A 9,393-nucleotide genomic window follows, 5' to 3' on the forward strand; every position below is an offset into this window, starting at 1 on the left:
CATTATAGGGAGTTCCGCTCAGAGCGCAAGGGATTATTTAAACTTTTTTACTGAGTGGTGATTATTAAATCATTCCGTATAAAAAGGAGCCATACTGGCTTATAAACAGGCAGTTCTTACCTAAATTTCACATTCAAAAGGCTCAGATGTTATGCAGAATCAATTACGAGGATTTAAGGAGTACTTCCCGACGGTGGGAAAAGAAGTAATGATTGATCCATCCGCCATCATTATTGGAGATGTGATCCTTAAGGATCATTCAAGCATATGGCCATTAGTTGTTATTCGAGGGGACGTTAATCAGATCATCATCGGGGCACGTAGTAATGTACAAGATGGTTCTGTTTTGCATGTAACTCATCGTTCCGAGCAAAATCCGCTGGGCCACCCCTTAATTATTGGGGACGACGTCACTGTCGGTCATAAGGTGATGCTGCATGGCTGCATGGTTGCTTGATCGGTAATAGAGTTCTTGTAGGAATGGGCAGTATCATTCTTGATGGCGTTGAAATCGAAGATGACGTATTAATTGGTGCGGGGACCCTTATTCCTTCAAATAAAAAACTGATCAGCGGTTATCTCTATATGGGCAATCCAGTGAGACAAATACGCCCGTTAACACATGACGAAATAAGGGGGTTACAACAATCGGCAGAAAATTATAAAAACTGGAAACAAGATTATATAGATAGCCAGTAGCATCCATTGATGTCGTCGAGCTGAGAGGTAATTGCCTTCTCAGCCAATTCTTCAATGTCCCAACGGTTCTGTTCGAAAAGGCTTAATGGATCCCCTTCGCCGAATTGATCGCCTAGCACTGCTGCACTAATAGCACAGGTCAATTTATGACCACTCTCTAATGCCGAGAAAATAACTGCCTGCTTCTCCGCATCAAAATACTCATCTTCCAGAAATTGTATCGCTTGATTCATTAAACCATCTCATTTCGTAATTGAGCAATAACAGGTTCGATATCAGGCATAGTATCGTGCCAAAGAAAAAATGCATGAGCGGCTTGCCCCACTAACATACCTAGGCCATCTGCCGTATCTTTCACGTTATGACTTATCGCCCATTCAATAAAAGACGTGTTACCAACTTTATAGAACATATCGTAACAACAGGTTGCCGACGTTAAGCAATTTTCGTTCAACGGTGGGAGTTGGCCGCTTACCCCGCTAGAGGTGGCATTAATAATGAGACCATAATCATTACAGCTATCACCCTCTTTATGTAGAGAGAGAGAACCTATCTTCTTAAATTCATCCACCATCGCTTCCGCTTTTGATTGCGTTCTATTACTGATCGAAAGACGATAACCACAATGCATCAGAGGTTGTATTGCACCTCTTGCTGCTCCACCAGCCCCTAGAATAAGAATCTTATCGTTTGTCTTTAAGCTAAAATGCCGATGAATATCTGAGACAAGACCAATACCATCCGTATTATCACCAAGAATCTCACCATTTTCGAGAAGCTTTAAAGTGTTTACTGCACCTGCACATTGCGCACGTTCAGTAAGATGGTCTGCAAGATTAAAAGCTTCTTGCTTAAAAGGTAAGGTAACGTTAGCTCCCTTTCCACCCTGTTCAAAAAATTGGTGCACCGCATTTTCAAACTCACCTAATTCAACCAATAAGCTACCGTAATGGTGGGGAATTGCCGTTTGTTTAGCAAACTGCTGATGGATAAAGGGTGACTTACTATGAGAGATAGGATTCCCTATTACAATGTATTCATTATTATTCATCCAATTACCCCTCGCGAATACGTTCGCCAGTTAAAGCATTTCTTATCTCAGAAGGATTTTCTCGACCACCGGTTGCTGCATTGACCACATCGAAATCGTGACCAAACTGAGCGATCACCTCACTCCAGACTCTAGCCGGAGGTTGACCGGATAAATTCGCACTCGTTGAAACCAATGGTTTACCGACTGATTCGCAAAGTTGTCGAGCGACTGGATGGTCAGTGACTCGGACCGCAATACTCTCGAATTTTCCTGTTATCCATTTCGGAGTGCGAGAAGACGCTGGTACAACAAAAGTGACAGGACCAGGCCAATGGCCCAACATTCTCTTTTCTTGTAATTCACTTATTTCATTAACCGCTATGTAGGGGCGTAGTTGCTCGTATGATGACGCAATGAGAATAAGCCCTTTTTCCACCGGCCGCTGTTTGAGTAGTAATAATTTCTCTACGGCCTGCTGATTATCAGGATCGCAGCCAAGACCAAATACCGCCTCAGTAGGGTAAGCAATAACTTTTCCGTCGTTCAGTGCACTAATACAGCGGGTTAATGACTCTTGATAAGTGATGTTAGGCATTCGTTTACTCTTCAGAAATAGAACTAACTTCCATTCCACATTGTTTATTCGCACAAAAGTTTTTCATACCTTTTGCGCTCTTCTTATTATAGAGCAGCTTAAAACCACAGTGGGGGCATACTCCGTTGACTGGGGGAAAGTTCAATGCATAGCGACATTTGGGATATTGTGAGCATGCATAAAACGTTTTACCAAAGCGCGACTGTCTTTTTACTAATATTCCGTGCTGACATTCAGGACACGGAACGTCGGTCGAATCCGCATGCGTAATCGCTTCAGAGTAATCACATTGTGGATAATCGGTACATCCGATAAACATTCCGTAACGCCCCTGCCTCAGTGCCTTTTCGGCACCGCATTTTGGACATGCATGCCCCTCTAACACTTTAATAATATGTCCATCGGCAGAAGGGCTCAACGAACGAAGATAGTCGCATTGAGGAAACGTGGAACAACCTAAAAATGGGCCATATTGGCCCGAGCGTATAACAAGCTCTGCTCCACATTGCGGGCAGAGCTCTTGTTGCGCTGTAGTAAATAATTCGACTTTAGACATGGATTCACAGTTAACAGCAATTCTCAGTGGATCACTCTATCCGTTACATCGAATAGCAGATCTTCCATCTGTTGGTAGGCGTTCTCGCACCCTGGAATATTGAAAAGAACCATCAATATCACCCATTTCAGATCATCCAAGTCAAATGATTGGGTGTCGAGAGCAGTCACACGCTCAATAACCATCTCACGTGTTTCGATATTCAGAACTTGCATCTGTTCAAGCAGTAATATGAAGCCCCGACATTCTGCATCTAATTTCATGCTTTCCTGTTCTGTATAAATCCGAACAGAAAGTGGGTCGTTAAGCATCAATAATGGTTCGACCAAACCATCTTGATAATCCGCAAGCTTTTCTAACCAGCTCAAAGCATTGTATATATCTTCTTGGTGAAAACCTGCATCAGTTAGGTCATGGGTCAACTTATCCTGATCCACCTGAGTTTCGATTTCACTGTGGATATATGTCTCAAACAAGTACATTAGAACGTCGAACATGGCTTGCCCTCCTTAATCGGACATAGCCGCCGGGTACAGCTGCGATCCATCCTGCTAACTCCAGTTCCAGTAATGCGACAACTGTTTCTGGCACAGGTTGGCCGGCACGTTCAGCGACAACGTCAACAGATGTTACCTCATCTCCTACGTTAGCCAAGAGATGGGCAAATGGCAATGGTACTTTGTCACTCTCCGCAAAATTTATTGATTTGAGCGGGGGATACAGCACAGAAGGATGAGCAAGATGTAAATCTTCGATGATATCCGCAGCCTCTCTGACGAGTAACCCTCCTTGTTGAATTAACCAATGGCAGCCCGCTGAAGAAGGACTGTGCAAAGATCCGGGAAGCGCATAAACATTCCTATTTTGCTCTAAAGCATAACGCGCAGTAATCAACGACCCACTACGCTGAGAAGCTTCGACAACGAGTGTGCCTACACTTAGTCCACTAATTATTCGATTTCTTCTGGGAAAATGAACGCCCTTCGGTGGCACACCTAAAGGAAATTCACTCACTACCAAGCCCCCTTCTGTGATGATCTGTTCATAGAGGCGAATATTTTCCGGCGGATAGATATGCCCTAATCCGCTTCCTAATACCGCAATCGTCTCCCCTGTCCTCGACAATGCTGCACGATGTGCGACCGCATCAATCCCCACAGCAAGTCCGCTTGTAACAACGATATTGTGGCGAGCAATCTCACTAGCAAAAATCTCCGCCCAATACTTTCCATAGAATGTACAGTTGCGGCTTCCCACTATTGCCAATTGCAGCTTACCTAACAACCCAATATTTCCAGTTGCAAAAAGGTATAGAGGAGGCGCTACACACTGTTTTAGGGATTCTGGATAACAAGGATGACGGTAATGAATAAAGTGCTGATCCTTACCTGTAATCCACAGTTTGGCACGAGCAATTTCCTCTGCTGGAAAAGCATAATATTGACTAATTTGTCGTTCAGTTAGCTTAAGATGTTGGAGAAGGTTATTGCTAATCTCCGTTTGTTGTTGGATGACTTCGATCAGGTGAAGGCGATGCTGATACTTAATATTTCTTATCGCCACGCATCGTAGCCAGGTTTCGATTTCATTCAATTCGGTTTGCATATTGACCACTCCGTTGCCTCATCAGGACTGTCAATCATGCAGTGAAAGGGCTACAATAAGAGTAAATAATTAACCCTTTTTTGAATAGAAATTTGGAAATTTATGTCAGTGTTACAAGTACTACATTATCCTGACGAGCGACTTCGCAAAGTAGCTAAGCCTGTTGCTCAAGTCACTGCAAAAATCAAACAGATTGTTGATGATATGTTCGAGACTATGTATGCCGAAGAAGGTATTGGTCTTGCAGCCACACAGGTGGATATCCATCAACGGATTATCGTTATTGATGTCTCCGAAGAACGTAATGAACGTTTGGTATTGATCAATCCGGAAATCATCAATAAGTGTGGTGAAACCGGTATTGAGGAAGGTTGTCTATCGATCCCAGAGCAGCGAGCGCTCGTTCCTCGTGCTGAAAAAGTGGCTGTTCGTGCATTAAATCGTGAAGGTGAGCAGTTTGAGCTCAATGCTGATGGCTTACTCGCTATTTGTATCCAACATGAAATTGACCACCTAGAGGGTAAACTCTTTATTGATTACCTCTCACCACTAAAGCGTCAACGTATTCGTCAAAAGCTTGAGAAACTCGCCCGTCAGAGCCGCGGTTAATCCATTACTTATTATGTAGAGAACGGTACAGTGTCAGACTCCTTAAAAATAATTTTTGCCGGAACCCCGGATTTTGCTGCAAAACATCTGGAAGTTTTGCTCAACTCTCCCTACCAAGTTGTCGGGGTCTTTACGCAGCCTGATCGCCCGGCAGGACGAGGGAAAAAACTGATGCCGTCTCCCGTTAAAGTACTCGCTGAAGCCCATGGGCTTCCTGTATTTCAACCTGAATCTCTACGCAATGTTGAACAACAGCAATTAGTGGCTGAGCTGAATGCGGATGTAATGGTTGTCGTAGCTTATGGGCTAATATTACCCGCCAAGGTTTTAGATATGCCTAGATTCGGTTGCTTGAATGTCCATGGTTCGTTGCTTCCAGCGTGGCGTGGCGCAGCACCTATTCAACGGGCATTGTGGGCTGGTGATCAAGTGACTGGTATCACCATTATGCAAATGGATGTTGGCTTAGATACTGGCGACATGCTGCTAAAAGTTTCATGTCCTATTATGCCAGAAGATACCAGCGCGTCTCTTTACGACAAACTCGCTGAATTAGGACCGCAAGCCCTTCTCGATAGCTTAAATAGGCTGTCACAAGGTCAGTTGGTACCGGAAGTACAGGACGATACACTGGCGACTTATGCTCACAAATTGAGTAAAGAAGAGGCTAGATTGGATTGGAAATTACCCGCTGTAACCTTAGAACGCTGTATTAGGGCCTTCAATCCTTGGCCGTTCAGCTATTTTGTAGTGAGTGAGCAAAATATTAAAGTCTGGCGGGCTTCGGTGGTCTCATCTGAAGAGAGCAGCATCCCTGGAACCATTGTTGCCGCAGAAAAATCTGGTATTAAGGTCGCGACGAGTGAAGGTATTCTTAATCTTGAAATAATGCAGCCTGCAGGTAAAAAACCTATGCCAGCACAAGATCTGCTCAATTCTCGACAAGAGTGGTTTACGCCTGGAACGGTTCTAAATTAGAAAGCCTCGGGCTTTCCTGTCACATATGAGTAATGAATGAAAAATACAATTAACCTGCGCGGTATTGCGGCACAACTGGTTGAGCAGGTTATTGATAAAGGGCAATCCTTATCAACAGTTCTGCCACAGGCACAACGACAGTTAACTGATAAAGACCGTGCGCTACTGCAGGAACTTAGTTTCGGGGTAATTCGCTATCTCCCGCAGCTCGATCATATTATCCTACAATTAATGGATAAGCCTATGAAAGGGAAGCAACGGGTTATTCACTATTTACTAATGGTGGGTCTCTATCAATTACGGCACACACGCATCCCCCCTCATGCCGCCCTGGCTGAGACAGTACAAGCCGCCGTATCATTAAAACGTCAAAGTTTTAAAGGCCTTATCAATGGGGTTTTGAGAACTTACCAAAGGCGTGAATCAGATTTTGCCTTCGAACAGGTGTCTGATTCGGTGAGATATCTTCATCCTTCATGGTTTATTAATAGAATAAAAGCAGCCTGGCCTGATGAATGGATTTCCATCTTAGAAGCAAACAACAGTCGCCCGCCGATGTGGTTAAGAGTCAACACACTTCACCATTCAAGAGACAACTGGCTTGATCTATTACAGAAAGCTGGCTTCTCTGCTTCAACGACTCCGCTATCTCCCCAAGCTTTATGCCTTGAAAAACCCGTTGGCGTTACCTTACTCCCCGGCTTCCAAGATGGATGGGTGACGGTACAAGATTTATCAGCCCAACGCTGTTCCCTTTATTTAGCACCACAGCCCGGTGAAAAAATTCTCGATATTTGTGCCGCACCGGGTGGGAAAACAACGCATATACTGGAGTTAGCGAATAGCGCAGAAGTGACGGCGGTCGATATTGATGAACAGCGTTTATCAAGAGTAGCCGAAAATCTTGAGCGCCTAAATTTAACCGCTACATTGATTTGCGGTGATGGACGTTACCCCGATGAATGGCTTGATGATCAATACTTCGATCGTATTTTACTTGATGCACCGTGCTCTGCAACCGGTGTGATACGCCGACATCCTGATATTAAATGGCTAAGAAGAGATAACGATATTTCTGACTTAGCTACGCTACAGAAAGAGATACTCGAGGCCGCTTGGGCACGTCTTAGATCAGGTGGCACATTGCTGTATGCAACATGCTCAATTCTTCCTGAAGAAAATAGTCATCAAATTGCAGCCTTCATTGCATCACACTCTGACGCAAGTTATGAAGTCTTACCAGGGGGAACTGACAATGGCTTACAAGTGCTGCCTTCTGAATTAGGTGGTGACGGGTTCTTCTATGCAAAACTTATAAAACATTAATGCAACAATAAGAGTGTCACGACGATGAAAATTATTATCCTGGGTGCTGGCCAAGTTGGTGGTACGCTTGCAGAGAATTTAGTAGGCGAGAATAATGATGTGACCGTCGTGGACACTGACCCAACGCGTTTACGGGATTTACAAGATAAGTTCGATCTTCGGGTTGTTACAGGTTCAGGATCGCACCCTCGTACCCTAGAAGAAGCCGGTGCCGAAGATGCTGATATGTTAGTGGCGGTAACGAGCTCTGATGAAACTAACATGATTGCTTGTCAGATTGCTTATACGCTGTTTAATACTCCTAATCGTATTGCTCGGATTCGTGCATCAGAATACTTACATGATATGGATAAGCTTTTTATCCCTGAAGCGATCCCAATTGATCATTTAATCGCGCCGGAACAATTAGTGATCGACAATATCTTCAGATTGATTGAGTACCCTGGCGCATTGCAGGTTGTTAACTTTGCCGATGATAAAGTTAGCCTTGCAGTAGTAAAAGCTTATTACGGTGGCCCATTAGTCGGAAATCCACTTTCGACCATGCGTGAGCATATGCCACATATTGAAAGCCGAGTCTCCGCTATTTTTAGACAAGACCGACCTATTAGGCCCCAAGGCACGACCATCATTGAAGCTGGTGACGAAGTTTTCTTCATTGCTGCGAATCAACATATTCGAGCCGTCATGAGTGAAATGCAGCGCCTTGAAAAACCCTATAAAAGAATTATGCTTGTCGGTGGTGGTAATATTGGCTTCGGCTTAGCTAAGAAACTTGAGAAACAATACAGTATTAAGCTCATTGAGCGAAATAAGGAACGTGCAGCTGAACTAGCTCAACAACTTAACAATACAACTGTGTTTTATGGCGATGCTTCCGATCAAGAGCTGTTGGCTGAAGAAAATATCGATCAAGTCGATCTCTTTATTGCCGTCACCAATGATGATGAAGCTAACATTATGTCCGCAATGTTAGCAAAAAAAATGGGTGCAAAAAAAGCAATGGTGCTTATACAAAGACGCGCCTATGTCGATTTAGTACAAGGCAGTGTTATTGATATCGCCATCTCTCCGCAGCAAGCCACCATTTCTGCCTTACTTGGGCATGTAAGGAAAGCAGATATCGTTAGCGTACATTCACTACGTAGAGGAATCGCTGAAGCGATAGAAGCCATTGCGCACGGCGAAGAGAGTACATCGAGAGTTGTTGGACGAACTATTCAAGAAATCAAATTACCGCCGGGAACTATTATTGGTGCAATAGTAAGAGGAGATGAAGTGATTATTGCCAAAGATACCACCCGTATTGAACAAGCAGATCATGTCATCATGTTCTTAACCGATAAGAAATATGTGAGTGATGTAGAGAAACTTTTCCAACCGAGTCCATTCTTCTTATAGCTTAACGTAGTTATTGATTAGCTGGGATAAGTAGTAATATAAAATTTATTTTAGTAAAGTACCATTTTGTTCATCTTATAAGGGAATAGCCTGCATGAGTTTATTTAAAGAGTTTCGTGATTTTGCTATGCGTGGAAATGTTGTCGATTTAGCTGTCGGTGTAGTTATTGGTGCTGCGTTCGGGAAGATTGTCTCGTCGCTCGTTGCTAATATCATTATGCCGCCATTAGGCTTACTGATAGGTGGTATCGATTTCAAAAATATGGCAGTAACGCTGAAACCTGCCGTTGGTGATACTCCAGCGGTACTTTTACAGTATGGTATCTTCATTCAGTCCATTTTCGATTTTGTCATCATCGCATTCGCTATCTTCTTAGCCATTAAAGTGATGAATAAGCTTTATAAGAAGAAAGAAGTTGAGAAGCCTGTAGCTAAGGCTAGTGCGGAAGAAGTCTTATTGACGGAAATTCGTGATCTGCTAAAAAACAAATAAGCATTTAGGTAATCCCCCCGCAAAATCGGTGTGTTCATAAGTAGAATTTTCTACTAACCTGAACTCAGGGGAGATTTCTATGAAACAATCACGTTTTA

11 protein-coding genes and 1 pseudogene are annotated in these 9,393 nt (G+C 43.5%); 6 read left to right on the forward strand and 6 right to left on the reverse strand.

What is annotated here, in order from left to right; all coding sequences use genetic code 11:
- Nucleotides 1-151: 151 nt before the first annotated feature.
- Nucleotides 152-699: pseudogene (locus tag HH682_RS14935) on the forward strand (gamma carbonic anhydrase family protein).
- On the opposite strand, the gene HH682_RS14940 reads toward HH682_RS14935, so the two are convergent.
- From HH682_RS14940 to dprA, 6 genes are read right to left on the reverse strand one after another with little or no spacing between them, the layout of a single operon-like run.
- The gene (locus tag HH682_RS14940) at nt 681-932 is read right to left on the reverse strand and encodes a DUF1488 family protein (protein ID WP_214238285.1); all 252 of its coding nucleotides are present in this window, start codon (nt 930-932) and stop codon (nt 681-683) included. The pseudogene HH682_RS14935 and the gene HH682_RS14940 sit on opposite strands and share 19 nt — an antisense overlap.
- Entirely contained in the window at nt 932-1,750 is an 819-nt protein-coding gene (gene aroE / locus HH682_RS14945) for a shikimate dehydrogenase (RefSeq protein ID WP_214238286.1), read from the reverse strand. Before aroE ends, HH682_RS14940 begins: the two co-directional genes overlap by 1 nt.
- A 4-nt stretch (nt 1,751-1,754) precedes the next feature.
- Complete coding sequence (gene tsaC, locus HH682_RS14950) at nt 1,755-2,327, reverse strand: L-threonylcarbamoyladenylate synthase type 1 TsaC (RefSeq protein WP_214238287.1); 573 nt, start codon at nt 2,325-2,327, stop codon at nt 1,755-1,757.
- 4 nt (nt 2,328-2,331) lie between these two features.
- Nucleotides 2,332-2,883, reverse strand: coding sequence for a DNA topoisomerase family protein (locus HH682_RS14955; protein ID WP_214238288.1), 552 nt, complete (start codon nt 2,881-2,883; stop codon nt 2,332-2,334).
- A gap of 23 nt (nt 2,884-2,906) precedes the next feature.
- Nucleotides 2,907-3,380 carry a DUF494 family protein gene (locus tag HH682_RS14960; RefSeq protein WP_214238289.1) on the reverse strand — a complete coding sequence of 158 codons (474 nt, stop codon included), beginning with the start codon at nt 3,378-3,380 and terminating at the stop codon, nt 2,907-2,909.
- Complete coding sequence (dprA, locus tag HH682_RS14965; RefSeq protein WP_420826224.1) at nt 3,352-4,476, reverse strand: DNA-protecting protein DprA; 1,125 nt, start codon at nt 4,474-4,476, stop codon at nt 3,352-3,354. Before dprA ends, HH682_RS14960 begins: the two co-directional genes overlap by 29 nt.
- Nucleotides 4,477-4,590: 114 nt before the next feature.
- On the opposite strand from dprA, the gene def reads away from it, so the two are divergent.
- The 5 genes from def to mscL all read left to right on the forward strand — a co-directional run bounded on the left by def (nt 4,591) and on the right by mscL (nt 9,295).
- Entirely contained in the window at nt 4,591-5,097 is a 507-nt protein-coding gene (def, locus tag HH682_RS14970; RefSeq protein WP_214238291.1) for a peptide deformylase, read from the forward strand.
- Nucleotides 5,098-5,127: 30 nt separating this feature from the next.
- Entirely contained in the window at nt 5,128-6,075 is a 948-nt protein-coding gene (gene fmt, locus HH682_RS14975) for a methionyl-tRNA formyltransferase (RefSeq protein ID WP_214238292.1), read from the forward strand.
- Nucleotides 6,076-6,111: 36 nt separating this feature from the next.
- Entirely contained in the window at nt 6,112-7,401 is a 1,290-nt protein-coding gene (gene rsmB, locus HH682_RS14980; protein ID WP_214238293.1) for a 16S rRNA (cytosine(967)-C(5))-methyltransferase RsmB, read from the forward strand.
- Nucleotides 7,402-7,425: 24 nt separating this feature from the next.
- Nucleotides 7,426-8,802: a Trk system potassium transporter TrkA gene (gene trkA / locus HH682_RS14985; RefSeq protein WP_214238294.1), complete on the forward strand. Its 1,377-nt coding sequence runs from the start codon at nt 7,426-7,428 to the stop codon at nt 8,800-8,802.
- Nucleotides 8,803-8,896: 94 nt separating this feature from the next.
- Nucleotides 8,897-9,295, forward strand: coding sequence for a large-conductance mechanosensitive channel protein MscL (gene mscL, locus HH682_RS14990; protein WP_214238295.1), 399 nt, complete (start codon nt 8,897-8,899; stop codon nt 9,293-9,295).
- Nucleotides 9,296-9,393: the final 98 nt, after the last annotated feature.

Source organism: Rosenbergiella gaditana (assembly GCF_018494065.1).
Taxonomy (GTDB): domain Bacteria; phylum Pseudomonadota; class Gammaproteobacteria; order Enterobacterales; family Enterobacteriaceae; genus Rosenbergiella; species Rosenbergiella gaditana.

What these genes read in the sequence shown, in the direction of transcription:
- def (WP_214238291.1), top strand. Translation starts at nt 4,591, where the DNA reads ATGTCAGTGTTACAAGTACTACATTATCCTGACGAGCGACTTCGCAAA.
- mscL (WP_214238295.1), top strand. Translation starts at nt 8,897, where the DNA reads ATGAGTTTATTTAAAGAGTTTCGTGATTTTGCTATGCGTGGAAATGTT.
- HH682_RS14960 (WP_214238289.1), bottom strand. Translation starts at nt 3,380, where the DNA reads ATGTTCGACGTTCTAATGTACTTGTTTGAGACATATATCCACAGTGAA.
- rsmB (WP_214238293.1), top strand. Translation starts at nt 6,112, where the DNA reads ATGAAAAATACAATTAACCTGCGCGGTATTGCGGCACAACTGGTTGAG.
- aroE (WP_214238286.1), bottom strand. Translation starts at nt 1,750, where the DNA reads ATGAATAATAATGAATACATTGTAATAGGGAATCCTATCTCTCATAGT.
- trkA (WP_214238294.1), top strand. Translation starts at nt 7,426, where the DNA reads ATGAAAATTATTATCCTGGGTGCTGGCCAAGTTGGTGGTACGCTTGCA.
- tsaC (WP_214238287.1), bottom strand. Translation starts at nt 2,327, where the DNA reads ATGCCTAACATCACTTATCAAGAGTCATTAACCCGCTGTATTAGTGCA.
- HH682_RS14940 (WP_214238285.1), bottom strand. Translation starts at nt 932, where the DNA reads ATGAATCAAGCGATACAATTTCTGGAAGATGAGTATTTTGATGCGGAG.
- HH682_RS14955 (WP_214238288.1), bottom strand. Translation starts at nt 2,883, where the DNA reads ATGTCTAAAGTCGAATTATTTACTACAGCGCAACAAGAGCTCTGCCCG.